This is a genomic window from Streptomyces sp. NPDC086519 (assembly GCF_040686075.1).
Lineage (GTDB): Bacteria > Actinomycetota > Actinomycetes > Streptomycetales > Streptomycetaceae > Streptomyces > Streptomyces shenzhenensis.
In genome coordinates this window covers 82,529-102,110 of record NZ_JBFBJL010000013.1, presented here as the reverse complement: position 1 = coordinate 102,110, position 19,582 = coordinate 82,529, and the positions used below count along the sequence as shown (strand labels likewise).

Annotated in this window: 21 protein-coding genes and 2 pseudogenes; 10 read left to right on the top strand and 13 right to left on the bottom strand. The window is 70.0% G+C overall.

The features are described from left to right. Positions 1 to 97: 97 nt before the first annotated feature. Genes AB0P24_RS14940 through afsQ1 form a run of 3 tightly spaced genes read right to left on the bottom strand, consistent with a single transcriptional unit; the run spans position 98 to position 3,020 of the window. The gene (locus AB0P24_RS14940; RefSeq protein ID WP_365793889.1) at positions 98 to 727 is read right to left on the bottom strand and encodes a hypothetical protein; all 630 of its coding nucleotides are present in this window, start codon (positions 725 to 727) and stop codon (positions 98 to 100) included. Next, positions 727 to 2,346 carry a HAMP domain-containing sensor histidine kinase gene (locus tag AB0P24_RS14935; protein WP_365793887.1) on the bottom strand — a complete coding sequence of 540 codons (1,620 nt, stop codon included), beginning with the start codon at positions 2,344 to 2,346 and terminating at the stop codon, positions 727 to 729. The genes AB0P24_RS14940 and AB0P24_RS14935 overlap by 1 nt, the downstream gene beginning before the upstream one ends. Further along, positions 2,343 to 3,020 (bottom strand): two-component system response regulator AfsQ1, encoded by a 678-nt coding sequence (gene afsQ1, locus AB0P24_RS14930; RefSeq protein ID WP_181805288.1) that lies wholly within the window; start codon positions 3,018 to 3,020, stop codon positions 2,343 to 2,345. The genes AB0P24_RS14935 and afsQ1 overlap by 4 nt, the downstream gene beginning before the upstream one ends. A 254-nt stretch (positions 3,021 to 3,274) precedes the next feature. Here afsQ1 and AB0P24_RS14925 point away from each other — a divergent pair, with 254 nt between their 5' ends. Then, positions 3,275 to 4,012 (top strand): SigE family RNA polymerase sigma factor, encoded by a 738-nt coding sequence (locus AB0P24_RS14925; protein ID WP_365793885.1) that lies wholly within the window; start codon positions 3,275 to 3,277, stop codon positions 4,010 to 4,012. Positions 4,013 to 4,295: 283 nt separating this feature from the next. On the opposite strand, the gene AB0P24_RS14920 is transcribed toward AB0P24_RS14925, so the two are convergent. Then, positions 4,296 to 4,934 carry a uridine kinase gene (locus AB0P24_RS14920; RefSeq protein ID WP_365793883.1) on the bottom strand — a complete coding sequence of 213 codons (639 nt, stop codon included), beginning with the start codon at positions 4,932 to 4,934 and terminating at the stop codon, positions 4,296 to 4,298. A gap of 127 nt (positions 4,935 to 5,061) precedes the next feature. Between AB0P24_RS14920 and AB0P24_RS14915 the strand changes: the two are divergent. Together AB0P24_RS14915 and AB0P24_RS14910 are read left to right on the top strand one after the other, a co-directional pair. Continuing rightward, positions 5,062 to 5,457, top strand: a pseudogene (locus AB0P24_RS14915) (hypothetical protein). A gap of 306 nt (positions 5,458 to 5,763) precedes the next feature. Beyond that, a complete protein-coding gene (locus AB0P24_RS14910) occupies positions 5,764 to 5,952 on the top strand; it encodes a hypothetical protein (RefSeq protein ID WP_365793881.1) in 189 nt (62 codons plus the stop codon). A gap of 22 nt (positions 5,953 to 5,974) precedes the next feature. Here AB0P24_RS14910 and AB0P24_RS14905 read toward each other — a convergent pair whose 3' ends face one another. Next, complete coding sequence (locus tag AB0P24_RS14905; RefSeq protein ID WP_365793879.1) at positions 5,975 to 6,232, bottom strand: DUF397 domain-containing protein; 258 nt, start codon at positions 6,230 to 6,232, stop codon at positions 5,975 to 5,977. Beyond that, entirely contained in the window at positions 6,211 to 7,059 is an 849-nt protein-coding gene (locus AB0P24_RS14900) for a DUF5753 domain-containing protein (RefSeq protein WP_365793877.1), read from the bottom strand. The genes AB0P24_RS14905 and AB0P24_RS14900 overlap by 22 nt, the downstream gene beginning before the upstream one ends. A gap of 203 nt (positions 7,060 to 7,262) precedes the next feature. On the opposite strand from AB0P24_RS14900, the gene AB0P24_RS14895 reads away from it, so the two are divergent. Both AB0P24_RS14895 and AB0P24_RS14890 read left to right on the top strand, forming a co-directional pair. Beyond that, on the top strand, positions 7,263 to 7,589 hold the full coding sequence (locus AB0P24_RS14895; RefSeq protein WP_365793875.1) for a hypothetical protein: 327 nt from the start codon (positions 7,263 to 7,265) through the stop codon (positions 7,587 to 7,589). A gap of 114 nt (positions 7,590 to 7,703) precedes the next feature. Continuing rightward, entirely contained in the window at positions 7,704 to 7,943 is a 240-nt protein-coding gene (locus tag AB0P24_RS14890; protein ID WP_365793873.1) for a hypothetical protein, read from the top strand. A 416-nt stretch (positions 7,944 to 8,359) separates the two neighbouring features. Here the strand turns inward: AB0P24_RS14890 and AB0P24_RS14885 are convergent, their stop codons facing one another. Together AB0P24_RS14885 and AB0P24_RS14880 are read right to left on the bottom strand one after the other, a co-directional pair. Continuing rightward, the gene (locus AB0P24_RS14885; RefSeq protein WP_365793871.1) at positions 8,360 to 9,208 is read right to left on the bottom strand and encodes a hypothetical protein; all 849 of its coding nucleotides are present in this window, start codon (positions 9,206 to 9,208) and stop codon (positions 8,360 to 8,362) included. A 423-nt stretch (positions 9,209 to 9,631) separates the two neighbouring features. Then, positions 9,632 to 9,928, bottom strand: coding sequence for a hypothetical protein (locus AB0P24_RS14880; protein WP_365793869.1), 297 nt, complete (start codon positions 9,926 to 9,928; stop codon positions 9,632 to 9,634). A gap of 218 nt (positions 9,929 to 10,146) precedes the next feature. Here AB0P24_RS14880 and AB0P24_RS14875 point away from each other — a divergent pair, with 218 nt between their 5' ends. Further along, the gene (locus AB0P24_RS14875) at positions 10,147 to 11,172 is read left to right on the top strand and encodes a hypothetical protein (protein WP_365793867.1); all 1,026 of its coding nucleotides are present in this window, start codon (positions 10,147 to 10,149) and stop codon (positions 11,170 to 11,172) included. Between the two features lie 248 nt (positions 11,173 to 11,420). On the opposite strand, the gene AB0P24_RS14870 is transcribed toward AB0P24_RS14875, so the two are convergent. Beyond that, positions 11,421 to 12,005, bottom strand: coding sequence for an HD domain-containing protein (locus tag AB0P24_RS14870; RefSeq protein ID WP_181804961.1), 585 nt, complete (start codon positions 12,003 to 12,005; stop codon positions 11,421 to 11,423). A gap of 20 nt (positions 12,006 to 12,025) precedes the next feature. Then, on the bottom strand, positions 12,026 to 13,132 hold the full coding sequence (locus tag AB0P24_RS14865) for a helix-turn-helix transcriptional regulator (RefSeq protein WP_365793865.1): 1,107 nt from the start codon (positions 13,130 to 13,132) through the stop codon (positions 12,026 to 12,028). 112 nt (positions 13,133 to 13,244) lie between these two features. Between AB0P24_RS14865 and tgmA the strand changes: the two genes are divergently transcribed. From tgmA to AB0P24_RS14845, 4 genes and pseudogenes are all read left to right on the top strand, one after another. Further along, a complete protein-coding gene (gene tgmA / locus AB0P24_RS14860; protein ID WP_365793864.1) occupies positions 13,245 to 13,499 on the top strand; it encodes a putative ATP-grasp-modified RiPP in 255 nt (84 codons plus the stop codon). Positions 13,500 to 13,502: 3 nt separating this feature from the next. Then, positions 13,503 to 14,462, top strand: coding sequence for an ATP-grasp ribosomal peptide maturase (tgmB, locus tag AB0P24_RS14855; RefSeq protein ID WP_365793862.1), 960 nt, complete (start codon positions 13,503 to 13,505; stop codon positions 14,460 to 14,462). Continuing rightward, complete coding sequence (tgmC, locus tag AB0P24_RS14850) at positions 14,459 to 15,634, top strand: ATP-grasp peptide maturase system methyltransferase (protein WP_365793860.1); 1,176 nt, start codon at positions 14,459 to 14,461, stop codon at positions 15,632 to 15,634. Before tgmB ends, tgmC begins: the two co-directional genes overlap by 4 nt. 73 nt (positions 15,635 to 15,707) lie before the next feature. Beyond that, positions 15,708 to 15,982 (top strand): annotated as a pseudogene (locus AB0P24_RS14845) (DUF6087 family protein); the annotation flags it as partial. A 152-nt stretch (positions 15,983 to 16,134) separates the two neighbouring features. Here AB0P24_RS14845 and AB0P24_RS14840 read toward each other — a convergent pair. From AB0P24_RS14840 to deoC, 3 genes are read right to left on the bottom strand one after another with little or no spacing between them, the layout of a single operon-like run. Next, a complete protein-coding gene (locus tag AB0P24_RS14840) occupies positions 16,135 to 17,034 on the bottom strand; it encodes an aldehyde dehydrogenase family protein (protein WP_365793858.1) in 900 nt (299 codons plus the stop codon). After that, the gene (locus AB0P24_RS14835; protein ID WP_365793856.1) at positions 17,027 to 18,457 is read right to left on the bottom strand and encodes an aldehyde dehydrogenase family protein; all 1,431 of its coding nucleotides are present in this window, start codon (positions 18,455 to 18,457) and stop codon (positions 17,027 to 17,029) included. The genes AB0P24_RS14840 and AB0P24_RS14835 overlap by 8 nt, the downstream gene beginning before the upstream one ends. A gap of 6 nt (positions 18,458 to 18,463) precedes the next feature. Continuing rightward, on the bottom strand, positions 18,464 to 19,417 hold the full coding sequence (gene deoC / locus AB0P24_RS14830) for a deoxyribose-phosphate aldolase (RefSeq protein WP_365794020.1): 954 nt from the start codon (positions 19,415 to 19,417) through the stop codon (positions 18,464 to 18,466). Positions 19,418 to 19,582: the final 165 nt, after the last annotated feature.

The window sequence follows — 19,582 nt, the reverse complement described above, 5'->3', positions numbered from 1 at the left end:
CCCCGTCAGGGGCGCGGGGAACTGCGCGGGCAACCACCCACGACCCGCACCCGCCCCGCCACCCTCCCCGGCACCCCACTGGGCGCCGAAACGCCCCTCACCCGGAAGCCACCTCGGTGGACGGGGGCCGGCTGCCACTCGGAGAGTTCCGCACGGCGTCGGTGCACTCGTAGCGCCGCAACGGCTCCCTCCCCGGCCCGCCCAGGATCACCGACCCGTCCCCCTCGGCGGCCGCCGAGTCGGACAGTGTGCACACGATCTGGGCGAGCGCGTACGACGTCAGCTGCGGCGGCGACGTGCTCAGCCGCAGCGTGTCGTCGGGATCGCCGGGCCGCGGCCCGCCGACGCTCATCCCGCCCTGCACGTACGTCGTGTAGCCCGCCTCCTTCTCGGCGGCCGACGGCGTCTCGGCGAGCTGGTCCAGCAGCCCCTGGGCGACCATCACCCGGCGCTGCGCGTCCGCCGTACCGTCCGGGACCCGCACCTGGCGGTCCACGGTCACCAGCGAGGAGCGGCACAGCAGGAACACCTGCACCGGCACCCCGCGCGCTTCCTGCGCCGACAGATCCGGCTGGGGCATCGAGCACGGCACCCGCGAGGGCGCCCCGCCGAAGTCGGTCGGCACCTCGGTGGCCCGGATCCCGCACCCGCAGAGCGCGAGCGCCAGCCCCGCGACGGCCAGGAGCGGTGCGCCCCGCCGTCGTACCGCCAGTCTCCGCACGTGCATCAGGCGCCCTTCTCCCCGGTGTCCCCGGCATCGCCGGCAGTCCCGGCCTCGTTGCTCTCCTCCGCCAGCCGGGACGCGTCCCGGGGCAGCCGGAGCGTGAACACCGCGCCGCCCTCGGGGGAGTTCGCCGCGGTGATCGAGCCGCCGTGGATGCGGGCGTTCTCCGTGGCGATGGACAGGCCCAGGCCGCTGCCCTCGGAGCGCGGCCGGGAGGCGCTGGCCTTGTAGAACCGGTCGAAGACGTGCGGCAGCACATCCTCCGGGATTCCCGGCCCGTGGTCCCGTACGGCGATGACCAGGACCCCGTCCCCCGCGTCCGCCGCGTCCGCCGCCCCGTCCTTCTGGTCTATCCGCACCGACACCCGCACCGGTGAACCGCCGTGCTTGAGCGCGTTGCCGATCAGGTTGGCGAGGATGACGTCGAGGCGGCGCGGGTCGAGGCGGGCGTGGATGCCGCGCTCGGCGTCCAGCTCCACCGCGTCCAGCCAGGCGCGGGCGTCGATGCAGGCGGTGATCTGGTCGGCGATGTCGACGTCGTCGAGGACGAGACGGGCCGTACCGGCGTCGAAGCGGGTGACCTCCATCAGGTTCTCGACGAGGTCGTTGAGGCGGCGCGTCTCGCTGACGACCAGCCGGACGGCGGGTTCGATCATCGGGTCCACCGACCCCGACTCCGCCTCCAGCTCCTCCTCCAGGATCTCCGTCACGGCGGTGATCGCGGTGAGCGGGGTGCGCAGCTCATGGCTCATGTCCGCGACGAACCGGCGCGACGCGTCGTCCCGCGCGGCCATGTCGTCGACCCGCTTCTCCAGCGCCTCGGCCGCGTCGTTGAACGTCCGGGAGAGATCGGCGAGTTCGTCCGTCCCCGAGACCCGCAGCCGGGTGTCCAGCCTGCCCTCGCCGAGCCGCCGCGCGGCGACCCCGAGCCGGTGCACGGGCTTGAGCACGGTCGTGGCGGCGGCCTGCGCCAGCAGCGCCGACCCGATGAGAGCGAGCCCGGTGGCGATGCCCAGCGACCACGCCAGCGAGTTGAGGTCCTTCGCCTCCGGCTCCAGCGACTTCATCATGTAACCGGTCGGCCCGCCGCCGATCAGCCGCGTCCCGGCGACCAGATACGGCGTGCCGTGGTCCACGACCCGCTGCCAGTACAGGTGGTACGCCGACGTGTTGGAGCCGGTCACCTTCTGCTGCTTGACGACGGCCTTCCGCAGCGACGCCGGCACGTCGTCCAGCGCGAACGCGCTGAGCCCGTCCGAACTGCCGTATACCGTCTTGCCGTCGGTGTCCTCGCCGACCAGCAGCACGCTGAACCGTTGGCTGCTGCCGGCCATCTGCCCGGCCGTGCGCTGCAGTTCGTCCTGTGTCGGGTGCACCGGCAGCGCACCGGCCCGGTTCTGCATCTCCTGCTGGAAGTCGCGCAGCACCGCGTCCTGGGTACGGGTGAGCACGGCCTCGCGGTTGAGCCAGTACGCGATGCCGGACGCGGACACGGCGGCGGTCAGCGCGACGAGCCCGAAGACGACGACGAGCCGCAGCCGCAGACTGGTGAAGCGCAGCCGGGACACGGCCCCCTTGCGATCCGCGGCCCAGCCGCGGAGACCTCCCTGAACGTCCGTCACTGAGGGGCGTCCAGGCGGTAGCCGACACCGCGCACGGTACGGATCAGGGTCGGGGACGAGGGGACGTCCTCCACCTTGGCGCGCAGCCGCTGCACACACGCGTCCACGAGCCGGGAGTCACCGAGATAGTCGTGCTCCCAGACCAGCCGCAGCAACTGCTGCCGGGACAGCGCCTGCCCCGGCCGACGGCTCAGTTCGAGCAGCAGCCGCAGCTCGGTCGGCGTCAGCTGCAGATCCTCGCCGTTCTTCGTCACGGTCATCGCGTTGCGGTCGATGACGACGTTTCCGAACGTCGCCGAGTCGCTGGACTCGCGTTCCCCGCGCCGCAGCACGGCCCGGATCCGGGCGTCGAGCACCCGCCCCTGGACCGGCTTGACGACATAGTCGTCGGCCCCGGACTCCAGCCCGACCACCACGTCGATGTCGTCGCTGCGCGCGGTCAGCAGAATGATCGGCAGCTGGTCCGTGCGCCGGATGCGCCGGCACACCTCGAACCCGTCGATGCCGGGCAGCATGACATCGAGGACGATCAGATCGGGCCGCTGCTCACGCAACAGCTTCAGACCGTCCTCACCGGTCGCAGCGGTGGCCACCCGGTGTCCCTGGCGCGTCAGTGAGAGCTCCAGGGCCGTTCGGATGGCGTCGTCGTCCTCGATCAGCAACAGGGAAGGCACGGGCTCATTCTGGCCCATGCGGGCCCTGTCGTACGACCTGTGCGGCGCGCAGCCCCCAGTAAACCTCGGTAGCGCCACTACCTGTGCATGCTCTGTGGACGCTCTGTGCCAGGCCCCTGTGACAGGTCTGTGACAGTCGGCGGATACGGCCGTGAAGGTGGCCCGGCAGTCTTTTCGGCACGGGCAAGCGAGCGGAACGCGGCGAGCGGCCCGAGCAAGCCGAACTACCGGAAGTCCACGACGGGGGGCGCGAGATGAACACGCTGATCAGCCACAGCACCAGCGCAGTGATCACGCGTCTGCACGACGTGAACCGGGGTTCCGAGAAGTCCGGTGCCGTGAGCGGGCGGGGGTGCGCTCGCGGCACCGGACGTCAGCACACCGCCTACATGACGGTGGTTGACGGTTTCACGGGGGAAACGCACGGGGGATCCGCCTACAGGGAGGACACGGGGGAGCGTCGCTCGCTGACCGAGGCGGAGTTCACCGCCTACGTCCAGGAGCGCCGCGCCTCCCTGTACGCGACCGCCTACCACCTGACCGGTGACCGCTACGAGGCCGAGGACCTGCTACAGAGCGCGCTGTTCTCGACGTACCGGGCGTGGGACCGGATCAGCGACAAGGCGGCGGTCGGCGGTTACCTCCGCCGCACCATGACCAACCTGCACATCAGCGCCTGGCGGCGCCGCAAGCTCAACGAGTACCCGACCGAGGAACTGCCGGAGACGCCCGGCGACACGGACGCGATGAGCGGCACCGAGCTGCGCGCGGTCCTGTGGCAGGCGCTGTCCCGGCTCCCCGAACTCCAGCGCACCATGCTGGTCCTGCGCTACTACGAGGGCCGCACGGACCCGGAGATCGCGGAGATCCTCGACATCAGTGTCGGCACGGTGAAGTCCAGCATCTGGCGGTCGCTCCGCCGGCTGCGCGAGGACGAGGTCCTCAGCTTCGGCCGTGACGAGGAGAGCGCCTTCGGGGAGCTTGTCGCCTGAAGGTGAGGGGATCCGGGGGGATCCTGACGGGGAAACCGGGGGAACCGGGGGAAACGGGGGCCTGAGGGAAGGTCCCGGGGACCCACGGGGAACACGGGGGAAAACGGGTCCGGGGGGACCCGGGGGAAGCACGGGGGAGCTCCGCCACAGGGGACACGGGGGTGTTCGGCGGAGCGACGGGGGAAGCGGGGCTGGAGGGCCGGGGGGTCCGTCCAGTCCCGCTTTTTCCGTTCGCTCAGGCGGTCAGGCGGTCAGGCGGTCAGGCGGTCAGGCGGTCAGGCGGTCAGGCGGCCGGTGTCCGGTCCCGGCCCTGCCGGCCCACCGCGACCGCCGCCATCCGGCTCAGTGCCTCGTCCCGGTCGCACGGGTGGGCGCCCAGCGACACCTGGCGGGCCACGATCGTGCGCTCCGCCCGCATCAGCCGCCAGCCGCGCCGCAGCAGGAACGGCACCGACTTGCGGCCCTCCTTGAAATCGCGCAGGAACCGGCGCCGGAACGTCTTCACCGGGCCCCGGCTCAGGCACAGCGCGTCGGCCAGCAGCCCGAGTTCACGGCACCGCTCCACGATCTCGGCGGCGAAGATGCCCTCGGCGATGAAGAGCGGGGTGCGGCCGATGTCGAGCGTCTCGGCGCCGGTGCGGGCGCTCAGCGCTATGTCGTACACCGGTACGGGCGCCGATCCCGTGGCGCACAGCCGGCTGATCGCCTCGACCGCGACCTCCGCGTCCCAGGACTCCGGGTGGTCCCAGTCGATGTCCGCACTCCCCGTCACCAGCGGCAGAGTCGGGTCGTCGCCCTCCTTGTAGAAGTCGTCGAGGCGCAGGACGGGGAGCCCGGAACGGGCGGCGACCAGTGACTTGCCCGAGCCCGAGGGGCCGCACAGCAGCACGACGCGGGCGGGGGACGGGGGATGAATGCTCACGGAACACCAGTTTGACGTATGGGGAGCCTCCTGCCGACCCCGCAGGCCGGCTTTGGAGCGTGAGTCACACCTCAACCACCCTGTGTGTCGATAGAATCACCGTGAGTACCAGAAGGTGGCCCCAGTCATGTCCCGGCACGCGTCCTCCCTGACCGCGACCGCCCGGCGCGCCCTGGCCGTCCTCGCCACGGCAGGTGTGGCGCTCGGCGCGGGCGCCGCGACGGCCGCCGCGGACACCCCGCCCACGGCGGACGCGGCCCGGACCGGCACCGCTCCCCTCGGCCACCTCGACCCGCAGACGGGCGTACAGGCGCCGGGCTACGTGCTGCCGTACGTGACGTGAGCGGTGACGGGCCTGAAGTCCAATCCGCTCGCGGGCACGGGTGTCGACCCGCTGGACAACGGGGTGGGCACGCAACTGGCCGGCTTCAAGCCGCTGACGTCGAAGACGCTGACGGGGCCGGTGGCCGAGGCGCCGTCGATCGGGGCGATCCCGGTGGTGGGACCGGTCCTGAAGGGCTGAGCGCGGTGGGGAACCGCGGGTCCGTCACGGCCGGTCGTGCAGTTCCCCGCCCCCCTGTTCCGGAGAACCTCAGGCGGATCGGCGGAGGTGGGTGACGGGGATATGGATCATGTCCTCGTCGATGACGTACAGCGCCCGGTGATCACCGATGTGCAGGCGGCGCAGGACGGGGGATCCGTACGGGATGGAGCCCGGCTCGCGGCTGGTCGGCGAGGGCGTCCACGGCTTCGTAGACCGCGGACAATCCGGTGGGGTCGTCCTTGAGGAGCCTCGCCGCCGCGCTGGTTGCGCGCGGTTCCCAGGTCCATGAGCGTCGGCGGGAAGCAGCAGGAGTACCACACCAAGCTGCTCCGCGAACTCCCCGTCCCCGTCCTCACCCAGCTCGACCGCGACCGCATCGCCGACACCGTCCGTGCCGCTTACAAGAAGCGCGACGAGGCCGACCGCAAGGAGGACCTGGGGCTCGCGAAGCTGGAAGAGGCCGTGACGGGCTGATTCGCCCGCCGTGTTACCTGTGTCAGAACGGGCCTTGGAAGGTCGCCAGAGCCCGTTCTGCGCAACTCTCCTGCAGCGAGGCGCCCTTGATGCCGTTGATGAATGGTTGCCAGGCCACATCGGCCAGCAACAGGACGGGACCGGTCGTGTCCTTGCTGTCACGGACGGGGACGGTGCAGGGGAAGTCGTCGGAGACTTCGACGCAAGCGCCGCCTTGCTGGCCGTCACTGTACGAGGACTTGCGCCAGCGGGCGGTGCTCAGGTCCCGGGTGACTCGCATGGCTCGTATGTCTCCAACATCGACTCGATCAGCGCTGCGGACTTCAGCGGTGAGAGGGCGCAGGCTTTCTTCAGATCGTACTCTCGCACATGCCGTGTGACGGCCTCCCGGTCGTCGATGCTTTCCCCGTACCCGGCACCCTCCTGGTACATGGTGATCGAGTTGTCTGGAAGGGTCAGCAGGATGAGGGTGCCGCTCATCAGGGCGCACGCGTCCGCTTCGAACGGGCTGACCTGGATGGTGGTATGACGCGTGTTGACCAGTGGCAGCAGCGCCGCCAGTTGCTCGCGCATCAACGCTGGTCCGCCTACGACCTGTCGTAGTGCCGCTTCCCCGATGATCCACCAAAAATCCGGCGGGCAGTCCCGTCGCAGGATCTCCTGGCGGCCCAGGCGGTCCGCTACCAGGCCGTCGATCTCCCGGGGCTTCATCCCTGGTTCCCCAGCGGTGAACAGCGCGCGCATGTACGCCTCTGTCTGGAGCAGGCCAGGAATGAGACTCGCACCGAACTCCTGAATTCGAGCCGCCCTCGCCTCCAACTCCAGACAGTGATCAAACCGCCGAGGCGTGTACTCCCGCTTCACCGCCCCCCACAACCCCTGGAACAACTCCCCCGTCCCGAAAGCCACGTCCAGCTTCTCCGAGATCGGCGGCAGTGGAAGCCGTTCCCCCGTCTCGACTCCATGCAGATGCGTCTTGCTGTAGTTGACGATGTCCGACAGCCGGTCCAGCGACAGGTCGGTGAGCTGGCGTTGGCGGCGCAGTTCGACGCCGTACAGGTCGCGGGCGGAGCGGGAGGGTTCGAGGTCGCGGGCGGGCTGGGTCATGGTGATCAGTGCTCCCTTGCCGTGGGCCGTGTCGGCGTGCCGTTCCGCGTCTGCGAGGGGACGGGGCACCCACAAACGATAGTCGCTTAAAGTGACAGAGTATGTGCGAAAAGTGAGAAGACGCAGGTGGCGGCTGTTCCGGAACGCGGTTCGGAACACCGTCCCCCTGGCCGACCGCCGTCGCCCGCCGCGACGCTGAGGGTGTGAACAGTGAGAAGCGGCAGCAGGCTGCGCCCTTGCCCTCCCGTGAACGTGAGACGACCGGCACCACGCCCCGCCTTACTCGCCCCGAGCCGGAGGCGCCCCGGCTCCCGGTCGGTGAGCTCGCCCTCGACGTACGGCGGGAGAAACGCGGGATCGTCATGGACCACCAGGACGGGTTCGTGTGGCTGCGCCCGGAGGGCGGCGGCACCGAGTGGACGGCGCTGCCCGCCCACGTGCGGCCGCTGCACGTCGGTGAACGGGCGGAGCCACTGCTGCGGGCCCGGGTCGCGAGGGCCAACGCCCGCAGCAGAGGAGAGGTGCTCTGACGCCCCGAACCCTCGTGCGCAGCCCCCGGTGCAAGCGGACGGGAACACGCGGACCGGCCGGGGGCCGCGAGGGTTTCGACCCGTCACACGACAACGGCGTACGGAGTGTCAGGCATGGCGACGACAGGCAGGAAGCGGATGGCCACGGACAAGGTGAAGGACGCCGAGCAGGCGTGTGAGGACCTGCGCGACGCGCTCAGGGCGGCGGGGGTGACGTTGCCGTCCCTCGGGCTCGACGCCGCTTCGTGCGCAGGGTCCGTTCCGCTCGCGTTGATCGAGCTGGGGCGCTGCAACGCGGCCACGGCCCGTGCGCTCGCCGCCGCACTCCGGCCCGATCAGGGGGCGGCACGGTGAGGCACCGGTGCCACCGCGGGGACCTCGGCGACCCCGTGGTCATGGAACCGCCGGCGGCGCCGGCCGGACGCGTACGGGGGTACTGCGTGATGTTCGCCCCGTCCGCCGAACGCCCGTGGCGTGACGTGTGGCCGGTGACCGCATAGGTCGGCGACCGTAGCGCGTGGGTGACGGGCGCGTGTTGGCTGTACTGCCGCCGTGAGGGCGTGGCCGTGCTGTGGGTCGGTTCGGTGGCCACGCCCGGCGGGACGGGGGACGTGTACGCGTGCGGCCCGTGCATCGCGGAACTCGACCACATGGTGCGCGTCCAGTCGCACCACCGGGACGGTGTCTTCGACCGAGCCGGACGGTCAGCCGGGCCCACTGATCCCGCCGTCCCGATGCTGCTGTGCCGGGCTGGAGACCGAGATGAGGTCTTACGCCGCAGTGCCTGGCTCGATGCGGAGAGATTCCCCACCGGTCAGGCGCATTTCCATATCTGCAGGCTGGAGCGACGTCGACGCGGATAGGCGGAGAACAGTGTCGGCGAGGACCGTGACGACCCGGGTGGCCAACTCCTGGCGTTCAAGTTCGTTGTCCGTTCCGTGGGGGATGGACAGCCACACCCGGCAGTCGTCGCCTGCCACGACCTGCACCGGACCATTCGGGACGCAGAGGATGCCGCCGCTGGCGAGTGCCTGGACGACCGTGGCGTGCAGTTTAGCGGTGTTCTTCTTGTCGACTTCATGCGCGGCCACATAGATCGCGTGGGCCAGTTCACCGGCGGCCTGGTCTACTGCGCCGACGTCGATATGGAAGGGCCCCAGGGAAATGGTGTCGGTGGTCGGGTCGTAGCCGAAGCCCCAGAAGGCGCGCGCAACGTCACGCGGCGTCTCACCGGCCTTGATCCGCTCCTTCTGCGGGCCGCGGCCCTTCCCGCGGGACCAATCCTCGAAGTGGGTCAGACCGTCGCGCATGTGCTTGATGTCGGGCAGCGCGGCCTCGAACCGCTCCCGCGCCTGCTCCAGGGCCCGCACGGCCGCCGGGGCGATGCCGAGTTCGTCCAGGGCGATCTGCTGCAGCTTCTCCGCCGTCAGCAGCTGGCACAGAGCGACGCACAGCTGTCGCGCGTCGATCTGTCGGGAGTCGAATCCGCCGCCTTCGTCACCGGCGTGAATGCGGCGGACCGCCAGTGCGGCGGTGCGCCGCCACCACTGCGCCTCCGATACGGCAATCGAGTACGGGTGATCCGCTGGGGACCAGTCATCGACCACGGTGTCGCTCATGTTGAGCATCTTCGCTGTTCGGGCCGTCGACACGTCGGGCATTTTCCATGGCTGCCCGCGACCGTCGGCTCTGGCGATCGGGGACTTACGGGATGTCTCCACGATGTCGGTCGCGGTAGCGCCAGATCAGCACGGTGAGCTGGGACAGGATCGCGGCCAGGACCTCCGAGCCCGAGACCGGGTCACTGGCGCCCGGCGGGATGCCCTTGGCGCGCGGGGAGACCCGGCGCAGCAGCGGTTCGGCGAGGACCAGCCGTTCGCGCCGATGACGGTGACCTTGGCCGCCGACGGGCTGCGCCGGGTACCAGAGGGGGTGTGGCCGCGCTCGGTGTAGTCGACGTGCAGTATGCCCAGCGGCCAGCTGTTGTGGAGCAGGCCGCGGGCCGTGTGGAAGGCGGCCGCGCGTTCGCGGGCGGCTTCCTCCTAGCGTTGGCGCAGGCCGCGGATGTGCCAGCAGGCCGGGCACAGCGCGCCGTACGACTCCGTCGCGATGGAGGCGCGGTCGGGGCGGGCGCTGCGGTTCGCGCACACCTGGGCCCGTACCGAGTTCTCCGACCGGGCCCGGGCGGCCTCGAGCTGGGCGGCCGTGGACGCGATCGGCGCCGACTGGTCGATCCGGTAGAGGGTGATCGTAGTCTTCCGGCCGATGCCGTCCTGGCCGTCGACGGTGGCCGCGGGCGGGCCCGGCTGACGGGGAAGGTTAATGGTTTTGAGCTGCATGGCGGCCGCGTAGGTCCCGGTCGGGACGTCCCGCCAGGAGCTGAAGGAAACCAGAGGGTTCGCGGATTTTGGAGGCCTTGTCGCGTCGAACCGGGAGGCGTCGGTGGCCTTCGGGGTGCAGAGGCCAGCGGGTAGCTGATCAACCGATTGCCGGACAGGCTTCGCGCAACGGGAAAAGTGCGATGCATCCGGTGACCGGGCGACCTAGCATCGCGGGCATGGCAACACCCCTTCCGCTGATGGTCTACCTCGACCTGAACCACTGGTACGCCCTCGGAGACGCACTCGCGGGCGCCCCCCAGAACCCCGATCACGTCACGGCCCTGAAGCAGTTCCAGGGCCACGTCGAACGGGGAGAGGTCATGTTCCCGCTCTCGGCCGTGCACTACATGGAGCTGACCGAGAATCCCCGCGACGCTCACCGAGAGCGGGCAGCGGACGCGATGGCCTTGCTGTCCAGGTTCGTGACCATGGCACCCGAGTCCAAGATCCTCGACGAGGAACTGGCACTGGAGCTCAACCGCCGGCTCGGCCGCCCCGCCTTCCCTAAGAAGGTGGCGAAGTTCGGTATCGGTGTGGGGTTCGCGTTCGGCGAGGCCAAGCGGATGGTGCTGAAGGGAATCACCGAGGAGAACCGCCAGGAACTGGAGACCCGCTTGGGGATGTCCGTGTCACAGTTCGAGGCCTCGGCGAACGCGACTGCCGAGTACTGGGTCCTGAGGGGGCCGACAGCCACGCTCAGGTCCGCAATCCCGAACTACGACCCCTATGTCGCCCGGCGAATCGCGGACGCCCAGCTCGCCGACTTCAGCGTCATGATCAACACACTGCGCACCGTCCCCGACATCGCAAAGCGGCCGATGGACGCCATCTGCGCCCGCCAGCTCAGCTTCGACATCATCGACAACTACACCCGTGCACTCATGAGCGCCGGTTTCATGATGCGGACGCCGTTTCACGGTCCGACCGAACTCACCGACTTCCTGACGGCGCTCCCGTCCCGCAAGGTCGTCACGATGATGCACTTCCACTACCTCAAGGACGTGCACCGGAACTGGACGATCAACGATCTGCGTGACATAGCCGCGCTGTCGATCGCGATTCCGTACTGCGACGCGGTCGTTACGGACAAGAAGGCCCGGGACACCGCGGTCAACCGCGCCCACCTCGACAAGGAGTTCAACACTCCGATCTTCAGCAGCCTCACCGACCTCACGAAGCATCTGGAATCGACGTACACGTGAACCAACAGAGTTCGTGATGTGCTGAAGACCGATGCCCGCCACCCTGCGTCGGTTCGTGCGCAGGCACCCTTGCCGCGCGCCCTGCCCGCAGGCGGGGTCAGGGGGGCCGTCACCGACCGCCCCGCCACTGAGGACTCCAAGCCCTGCCGGGACCGCCCGTCGACCGGGTCTCCCACACCAGTCCCCGGCAGGGACGCGGGCACCGCCCGGCTCCGGCTGGACCGTCTGTCCGTCATCGGCGGTCGAACTCAGCGGGGGAGGTACGTCTGCTGCCACTCGATCGAGGTCATGCTGAGGGCGGCGTCGGCGAGGGACTGGGCGGAGGCGGTCTTGAGCTTGGCGAGGCTGCTGTCGATCCAGGGCTGGACGTTCGAACAGCCCTGTTCGCGGTATTCGACTGCTTGGAGGAGGCATTCGAGTTTGTCCGCGTCGTGTGCGCAGATCACTTCGGGGGAGTCGCCGTTCTCGTATTCCTCGACGATCTGCTGAGCCCCGGCCCTCACGGCGGGGTGCGCGGCGGACACCTGGTCCGCGGTGACCTTCTCGTTGCCGGCGGCTTCGAGGTAGCGGCGACCGATGTGCGGGATGTCGCTGACACGGGTCTCCTGGGTGTCGTGCCAGAGCCCGAGGAGGGCCGTCCTCGCAGGGTCGGCACCTTCCATCATGGCGAGCACGGAGCCGATGAGCGCCACGCGGAACGAGTGCTCGGCGATCGTCTCGGGGTCTTTCACCCCGGCGATCCACCATCCTGTCCGCTTGGCGCGCTTGAGCATCCCCATCTCCAGCAGGAAGCCGGTGGTGCCCTTCGTCTGCTCCTGCTCCGTGTCCGCCATGAAGTGCGTCCTCCGATGTGTCATGTGCGGGTCCCGCGTAGAACGTAATGCACTGAGCTGAGTTCCCGCCGTGCTCGTGGAGAGATCCGGTCGTGATCGAGATCAAGGAGGCGGGCGGTGTGTGCGCCCAGCCCGTCCGCCAGGGCAGGGTCTGCCAGGGGAAGCCATCGGTTGACGGTGAGCAATGCCCAGAGCGAGTGGATGTACAGGTCCATGTACGCCGGAGCCTGATGGAGACCTGCGGTGAGTCCGCGCAGGAGCCGCACGGGCTCCCAGTTGGTCGGCCCGTGCAGCATGAAGCCGTCGTCCGCCTGTGGTTCCCGGATCGAACCCAGCCAGTAGGCCCAGTAGTTGAGGTTCGCGGTTTCGGCGACGTCGTCGCCCGCCAGGCTCCGGTCGATGAAGTCCAGCAGCGGCCGACGGTCCCCAAGCCGTGCTATTGCGACGGCCGTTGACCGTGCGGCAGCCCAGTGGGGTGTCCATCCATGCGCGGCGATCAGGTCGCGGCGGGTGCGGAGGGCGTGGCTCATCCACGATGTGGCCTCGGGGGCCTGGTCGTAGGAGCACAGGTAGAGCGCCTGGCGGTGAAGCAGCAGTCCGTCGTCTCCGGCGCGCAGGGCGGATTCGGCGGTGTCCCGGAGGCGGGAGAAGAACATGCCGCGGTCGGGGGCGGGCAGGAGCGGGGCCTTTGCGACCGGGCCACGGCGTCCCGGTACCTCTCTGCGGGTGAGGGGCGGGGGGATGGTGCCGTCCAGCGCCCAGGCGATCATGTGGGCCGTGTCGCGGGTGTGCACCCAGTCCGCGAGCGGGTGGCGGGCATGGGGCTCCGGGCGGATCGTCGCAGCGAGTACACGGTCCGCGTCCATCGCCGGGTCGAGAAGGTGGAGGACAGGAGGAGCGGCCCCCAACGCGAGTAATCGGCGCCGCAGGTTGAGGAGAGCGCCGGCCTTCACATGGGCGAGTGGCCGTCGTCCGGTCTCCCAGCCCTGCCAGGTGGCGAGATCGACCCCCATCGCTTCGGCCATGCCGGCCTGTGTGCGGTTTGCGCTCTCCCGAGCGAGGCGGAGGACGAACCCGGCGATCGTGCCCGTGGCCGCACGCCCGCGTGCAGTTCCCTTCGCGACCATGTTGCCCCCTGTGCCCTCGGTGGTCGAACCCGTACCCACAGTCAGTCCTACTGCATCCACGGTGACCGTAGCTTCTGGTTCGGCGAGAGACACCGTCATCAAGGAGGCCAGAATGTCCACCGCAGTCGAGACTGGCGTGCGTCCCTGGGGGGCCGGTCGGCTCACCCCATACCCGACCGTCACCCACCGCCCTTACACGTCGGTCACGCTCGATCCCGACACCCAGCTCGGCGTCTACACCGACCGGTCCGGCACGGTGATCGAGATGGGTAAGCACGGCACCAGCAAGGGCACCGAGACGAGCACGAACACGAACTCGGACTCCGCGCCCGACCAGGGTCACGACCAGGACTCCGAGCAGGACTGACAGGTGACCGACGAGAGGCCGGTGCTCGTGGCCACGGAGACGGACGACCTGACCGCCGACATGGTGATCGGCGAGCTGAACCGGCGAAACGCGCCGGTGGCCAGGTTCAACCCCGCCGACATCGGGGCGGCCCTGACGGTCTGCGCTCGGTTCGGACGCGGCCCGGCCCCCGTGGCCGGGCAACTCCGTACCTCCTCGCGAACCGTGGACCTGGCCCAGGTCCGGTCGGTGTACTGGCGCCGCCCGGTGTGGCCCGCCTTCGGCCACCTCGGCACTGACGATGCCCGGTTCGCGGCAGCCCAGGTCCGCTACGGACTCGGCGGAATCCTGTACGCCCTCGACGAGCCCCTCTGGGTCAACCACCCGCTGCGCAACGCCGCTGCGGACTACAAGCCCAACCAACTCGCCGTGGCTCAGCGCCTCGGGCTGACCGTGCCGCCGACCCTGGTCACGAATGACCCGAACGAGGCGCGAGCTTTCGTCGCGAGCCATGACCAGGTGATTTTCAAGACGCTCCGGTGGACGCCCTACCAGCGCGACGGCGTTCCCGTCACCGGTTGGGCCGACCCGGTCACCGTGGCTGAGATCGATGAGAGCGTGTCCCTGGTGCCGCACCTGTTCCAGGCCGTCGTGGACAAGGTGGCAGACCTCCGCGTCCTGGTGGTCGGCCGAGAGATGTTCGCCGTACGGATCGAGTCCGGGACACTCGACTGGCGCAAGGACTACTCCGCCCTGTCCTACCGTGTGGCGAACCTGCCCGATCGCGTGGAGAGGGCGCTCCTCACGTACCTCGATCACTTCGGGCTGGTCTCGGGGAGCTTCGACTTCGCCGTGGACAAGGCCGACGATCTCTGGTGGCTGGAGCTGAACCCGAACGGACAGTGGGGGTGGCTGGAGGAATCCACCGGCCTCGCGATGGCTGCGGCATTCGCGGAACTGCTGACGCAAGGAGTTGCCCCATGACAGACACCGCCCCTCAACGGCGCGCCCTCGCGGACCGACTGACGCGGGCGGGCATTCTCTCCAGCCCTCGCTGGCGGGCGGCGGTGGAGGCCGTACCACGCGAGCTGTTCCTGAACCCTGGAGTGTTCCTGCCCGCCGAGGGCGGCCGGTGGCGCCCGGTCACCGCGGCCGGGACCGACCCGGCCGAGTGGGTGCGGATCGCCTACCGCGACGAGTCCCTGACCACCCAGCTCGACGGACACCTCACCGCCGACCAGGCCGGCGACCTCGTGGCCGGTTCTCCGACCTCCTCGTCCACCAACCCGTTCACGGTCGTGGACATGTTGGAGAAGCTGGACGTGGAGGACGGGCACGAGGTGCTGGAGATCGGTACGGGGACCGGCTACTCCTCTGCCCTGATGTGCTTCCGCCTCGGGGAGGACAACGTCACCACGGTCGAGGTGGACCCGGACGTCGCGGCCCGCGCGGACGCCGCTCTGGAGGCAGCCGGGTACTCGACGTGGACCGTCACCGGCGATGGGCTCCTCGGCCACCCCCGCCGTGCACCGTACGACCGAATCGTCGCCACCTGCGCGGTGCGCCGCATCCCCTATGCATGGATCAGGCAGACCAAGCCTGGCGGCATCGTCCTCACCACGGTCGGCGGCTCCTGGCACTACGGCACCGGACTGGCGAAGGTCACGGTCGCCGAGGACGGCACCGCCACGGGCAGGATCATCGGCCGCAGCTCGTTCATGCAGGCCCGGTCCCAGGCGGAGGTACCGATCGCCGGTGACCTGTCCGCCCGCACCGCCTACGCCGACAGCGAGCGCGAGTCCAAGGTGTCCCCACTTCGGCTGGAAGAGTGGATGCCGGCGTTCCTCGCCCAGCTCGCCGCCCCGGGGGCGCGCTTCACCCGTGCCACATCGCCGGGGGGCGACCGGTTGCTGTACATCTTCGACCCGGACCGCGAGTCCTTCGCCTCGTTCAGGGAGAACGACGGCACGTGGACGGTCTGCCAGGGCGGCCCCGTGGCCCTGTGGGACGCAATCGAGCAGACCATCACGGCCTGGCAGGACGCGGACAGCCCCGACATCACCGCGGTGCGGCTCCACATCACGCGGGAGGCCCACACCTACTGGGTCGACGGCCACCCCGCACTTCGCTGGCAGCACCACCTCATCGGAATCTGATCGAGGTGACACGATCGCCGGCGCACCGCACTGCTCTGCCGTGCCAGGAGCCGCCGGAGCGTGGGGAAGCACGATGGACGACGAGCCGTTGTCGGACCGGGCGGAGCGCCGCGACGCGAAGACAGGGCGTCTTCGGGCCGTCCCGCGGGTGTCCGGCGACGGCCCGAAGGGCTCACACCTCAGCCCCGAGGCGCCCGCGTGATCCAGCGGTGGAACGGATACGCCTGGAAGCCGCACGGGTACGCGGAGAACCTTGCCGAGGCTCAACGGATCCGGCACCCGCGCGGCGAGGAGCCGCCGACCGCTCCGGTCTCCCGGCCTCAGCCGCTCCGGGCCGGGCGGGGGCGGCACCGCAGGCCGGGGCCGAGCATCGGACAGGGGGAAACCACGCGTTGGCAGCCGATGGCCGTTCAGGGCCAGGCGCGCACATTTCCAGTCCGGGTCTGCCGGCGGACGGCTGCCCGGGTTCACCGGCTGCAGGCGGCGTGCGGCGGGGGCGCTCAGTACGCCGAGCCGGAGGCGCCCAGCGACCCCGTCGGGTGCCAGACCGTCTTCGTCTCCAGGAACGCCGTCATGCGGTCCGTTCCCGGCGTCGCCGTCCAGTCGTCCACAGGCTGTGGACGAAGGACGCGCTTGAGGTTGTCGGCCGCCGCGATCTCCAGCTCCTTGGCCAGCACCTCGTCGGCGCCCGCGAGGTCGATCGCGTTGACGTCCTGGTGCGCGGCCAGCGGCGCGGCGATCTCCGCCGTACGGCCGGAGAGGACGTTGACGACGCCGCCGGGGACGTCGGAGGTGGCGAGCACCTCGGCGAGGGAGAGGGCGGGGAGCGGAGCCTTCTCACTGGCGACGACGACCGCCGTGTTGCCGGTGGCGATCACCGGGGCGACGACCGACACCAGGCCCAGGAACGACGACTCCTGCGGGGCCAGGACGGCGACGACGCCCGTCGGCTCGGGGGAGGAGAGGTTGAAGAAGGGGCCCGCGACCGGGTTGCCGCCGCCGACCACCTGGGCGATCTTGTCGGTCCAGCCCGCGTACCAGACCCAGCGGTCGATCGTCGCGTCCACGACCGCGGCCGCCTTGGACTTGCCCAGGCCCTCCGCGTCGGCGACCTCGCGCACGAACTGGTCCCGGCGGCCCTCCAGCATCTCCGCGACGCGGTAGAGGACCTGGCCCCGGTTGTAGGCCGTGGCCCCGGCCCAGCCGCCGAACGCCTTGCGCGCGGCGACGACCGCGTCCCGGGCGTCCTTGCGGCTGGACTGGGGTGCGTTGGCCAGCCAGTTGCCCTTCGAGTCCGTCACCTCGTACACCCGGCCGCTCTCGGAACGCGGGAACTTCCCGCCGACGTACAGCTTGTAGGTCTTGAAGACAGGCAGACGCTCATTGGTGCGATCAGACATCGAGGTACGCCTCCAGGCCGTGGCGACCGCCCTCGCGGCCGAAGCCCGACTCCTTGTATCCGCCGAACGGCGAGGTCGGGTCGAACTTGTTGAACGTGTTGGACCAGACGACGCCGGCGCGCAGCTTGCCCGCGACCGCCAGGATCCGCGACCCCTTCTCGGTCCAGATGCCCGCCGACAGGCCGTACTGGGTGTTGTTGGCCTTCGCGACCGCCTCCTCGGGCGTACGGAAGGTCAGGACCGACAGGACAGGGCCGAAGATCTCGTCACGGGCGATGGTGTGGGCCTGGGTGACGTTCGTGAAGAGCGTCGGGGCGAACCAGTAGCCGGAGGAGGGCAGTTCACAGGCCGGGGACCAGCGCTCGGCGCCCTCCGCCTCGCCCTGGTCGGCGAGGGCGGTGATGCGGGCGAGCTGCTCGGCGGAGTTGATCGCGCCGATGTCCGTGTTCTTGTCCAGCGGGTCGCCGAGACGGAGGGTGGACAGGCGGCGCTTGAGGGAGTCGAGCAGCTCGTCGTGGATCGACTCCTGGACGAGCAGCCGGCTGCCGGCGCAGCAGACCTGGCCCTGGTTGAAGAAGATCCCGGTGACGATGCCCTCGACGGCCTGGTCGACGGGGGCGTCGTCGAAGACGATGTTGGCGCCCTTGCCGCCCAGTTCGAGGGTGAGCTTCTTCCTGGTGCCCGCGACCGTGCGCGCGATCTCCTTGCCGACGGCGGTGGAGCCGGTGAAGGCGACCTTGTTCACGTCGGGGTGGGCGACGAGCGCGGCGCCCGCGTCACCGTACCCGGGGAGGATGTTGACGACGCCCTTGGGCAGGCCCGCCTGACGGCAGATGTCCGCGAAGAAGAGGGCGGACAGGGGGGTCGTCTCGGCGGGCTTGAGGACCACCGTGTTGCCGGTGGCGAGCGCCGGGGCGATCTTCCAGGCCAGCATCAGGAGGGGGAAGTTCCAGGGGATGACCTGGCCGGCGACGCCGAGGGGCCGCGGGTTCGCTCCGAAGCCGGCGTGGTCGAGCTTGTCGGCCCAGCCCGCGTAGTAGAAGAAGTGCGCGGCCACGAGGGGGAGGTCCGCGTCCCTCGTCTCCTTGATCGGCTTGCCGTTGTCGAGGGTTTCCAGGACGGCGAGCTCGCGCGAACGCTCCTGGATGATCCGGGCGATGCGGAACAGGTACTTGGCGCGCTCGGAGCCCGGCAGCGCGGACCACTTCTCGAAGGCCTTCCGGGCGGCCTGCACGGCCCGGTCGACGTCCTCGGCGCCGGCGCGGGCGACCTCGGAGAGGACCTCCTCGGTCGACGGGCTGACCGTCTTGAAGACCTTGCCGTTCGCCGCGTCCGTGAACTCGCCGTCGATGAAGAGGCCGTAGGAGGGGGCGATGTCGACGACGGAGCGGGACTCGGGCGCCGGTGCGTACTCAAAAGTCATGATCGATCAGTCCACCGTCACGTAGTCGGGGCCGGAGTAGCGGCCGGTGGCCAGCTTCTGACGCTGCATCAGCAGGTCGTTCAGGAGCGAGGAGGCGCCGAAGCGGAACCAGTGGTTGTCCAGCCAGTCCTCTCCCACGGTCTCGTTGACGAGGACGAGGAACTTGATCGCGTCCTTGCTGGTCCGGATCCCGCCGGCGGGCTTGACCCCGACCTGGACGCCGGTCTGCGCGCGGAAGTCGCGCACCGCCTCCAGCATGAGGAGGGTGTTCGCCGGGGTGGCGTTGACGGCGACCTTGCCGGTCGAGGTCTTGATGAAGTCGGCGCCCGCGAGCATGCCCAGCCAGGACGCCCGGCGGATGTTGTCGTACGTCGACAGCTCGCCGGTCTCGAAGATGACCTTGAGCCGGGCCGAGGTCCCGCAGGCTTCGCGTACGGCGGTGATCTCGTCGTACACCTTCAGGTACTTCCCCGCGAGGAACGCGCCGCGGTCGATGACCATGTCGATCTCGTCGGCGCCGGCGCTCATGGCGTCGCGTACGTCGGCGAGCTTGACGTCGAGCGCGGCACGGCCGGCCGGGAAGGCGGTGGCGACGGAGGCGACCTTGACGGACGAGCCGGCGACGGCCTCCTTGGCGGTGGCCACCATGTCGGGGTAGACGCAGACGGCTGCCGTGGCGGGGGCCGTCCGGTCCGTCGGGTCCGGATGGACCGCCTTGGCGCCGAGCGCCCGGACCTTGCCCGGGGTGTCCGCGCCTTCCAGCGTCGTCAGGTCGACCATCGAGATGGCGAGGTCGATGGCGTACGCCTTCGCGGTGGTCTTGATGGAACGGGTGCCGAGGGAGGCGGCACGCGCCTCCAGGCCGACCGCGTCGACGCCGGGCAGCCCGTGGAGGAAGCGGCGCAGCGTGCTGTCGGACGCGGTGACGTCAGCAAGTGCGTGGGGTGCGGTGGTGGGCATGGTCACCAGCCGAGCATATCTACGCGCGTAGCGGCTGTACACCCCGAGGGAACGGTTCTTCGCGGTGCCGGGGAGCTGCCCTACGGCACAGGGGCGCGGGGAACTGCGCGAGCAACCACGGCGCACCGGTGCTCGCCTACGGCGATGATGCCCCCACGGCGCGCG

What these genes read in the sequence shown, in the direction of transcription:
- AB0P24_RS14865 (WP_365793865.1), bottom strand. Translation starts at nt 13,132, where the DNA reads ATGGTCGCGAAGGGAACTGCACGCGGGCGTGCGGCCACGGGCACGATC.
- AB0P24_RS14890 (WP_365793873.1), top strand. Translation starts at nt 7,704, where the DNA reads ATGGCGACGACAGGCAGGAAGCGGATGGCCACGGACAAGGTGAAGGAC.
- AB0P24_RS14900 (WP_365793877.1), bottom strand. Translation starts at nt 7,059, where the DNA reads ATGACCCAGCCCGCCCGCGACCTCGAACCCTCCCGCTCCGCCCGCGAC.
- AB0P24_RS14925 (WP_365793885.1), top strand. Translation starts at nt 3,275, where the DNA reads ATGAACACGCTGATCAGCCACAGCACCAGCGCAGTGATCACGCGTCTG.
- AB0P24_RS14880 (WP_365793869.1), bottom strand. Translation starts at nt 9,928, where the DNA reads ATGCAGCTCAAAACCATTAACCTTCCCCGTCAGCCGGGCCCGCCCGCG.
- AB0P24_RS14940 (WP_365793889.1), bottom strand. Translation starts at nt 727, where the DNA reads ATGCACGTGCGGAGACTGGCGGTACGACGGCGGGGCGCACCGCTCCTG.
- AB0P24_RS14840 (WP_365793858.1), bottom strand. Translation starts at nt 17,034, where the DNA reads ATGTCTGATCGCACCAATGAGCGTCTGCCTGTCTTCAAGACCTACAAG.
- AB0P24_RS14875 (WP_365793867.1), top strand. Translation starts at nt 10,147, where the DNA reads ATGGCAACACCCCTTCCGCTGATGGTCTACCTCGACCTGAACCACTGG.
- AB0P24_RS14910 (WP_365793881.1), top strand. Translation starts at nt 5,764, where the DNA reads ATGAGCGTCGGCGGGAAGCAGCAGGAGTACCACACCAAGCTGCTCCGC.
- AB0P24_RS14885 (WP_365793871.1), bottom strand. Translation starts at nt 9,208, where the DNA reads ATGAGCGACACCGTGGTCGATGACTGGTCCCCAGCGGATCACCCGTAC.
- AB0P24_RS14835 (WP_365793856.1), bottom strand. Translation starts at nt 18,457, where the DNA reads ATGACTTTTGAGTACGCACCGGCGCCCGAGTCCCGCTCCGTCGTCGAC.
- deoC (WP_365794020.1), bottom strand. Translation starts at nt 19,417, where the DNA reads ATGCCCACCACCGCACCCCACGCACTTGCTGACGTCACCGCGTCCGAC.
- tgmA (WP_365793864.1), top strand. Translation starts at nt 13,245, where the DNA reads ATGTCCACCGCAGTCGAGACTGGCGTGCGTCCCTGGGGGGCCGGTCGG.
- AB0P24_RS14870 (WP_181804961.1), bottom strand. Translation starts at nt 12,005, where the DNA reads ATGGCGGACACGGAGCAGGAGCAGACGAAGGGCACCACCGGCTTCCTG.
- tgmC (WP_365793860.1), top strand. Translation starts at nt 14,459, where the DNA reads ATGACAGACACCGCCCCTCAACGGCGCGCCCTCGCGGACCGACTGACG.
- AB0P24_RS14905 (WP_365793879.1), bottom strand. Translation starts at nt 6,232, where the DNA reads ATGCGAGTCACCCGGGACCTGAGCACCGCCCGCTGGCGCAAGTCCTCG.